The sequence below is a fragment of the Vibrio sp. 1978 genome, from assembly GCF_033344345.1.
In genome coordinates this window covers 1-514 of sequence record NZ_JAWPOP010001039.1, presented here as the reverse complement: position 1 = coordinate 514, position 514 = coordinate 1, and the positions used below count along the sequence as shown (strand labels likewise).

The 514-nt window shown below is 45.3% G+C and carries 1 pseudogene; it reads left to right on the top strand.

Features of this window, described 5'->3' with window-relative positions:
• Positions 1–514, top strand: a pseudogene (locus R8N49_RS30540) (exoribonuclease II); the annotation flags it as partial.

The following is a 514-nucleotide window of genomic DNA, read 5'->3' as shown; positions in this document are numbered from 1 at the left end:
CCCAGCTTAAGCAGCAAATCCAAGAAAACCTGCCTAAAAAAGAAGGTTCAATCAAAGCAACAGATAAAGGCTTTGGTTTCCTGGAAGTGGACAGCAAGACCAGCTTCTTCATCCCACCAGCGTACATGAAAAAGTGCATTCACGGCGACAAAGTCGTGGCCATCATCCGTACTGAAAATGAACGTGAAGTCGCAGAACCACAAGAGCTGATCGAACAATCTCTTACTCGCTTTATCGGTCGAGTAAAGATGTTCAAAGGCAAGCTAAATGTCGTGCCTGACCATCCTCAACTAAAGAAATTGTCTCTAAAAGCGAAACTGAAGAAAGGTTTAAAGCCTGACAACTTCGCGGAAGGTGATTGGGTTGTAGCACATCTTGTTCGTCACCCGCTAAAAGGCGACAACACGTTCTTCGTTGAAATTTCAGAGAAAATCACTGACGCTGATGACAAAATCGCACCGTGGTGGGTAACGCTAGCGCAAAACGATCTACCAAACTCAGAACCTGCTGGCAT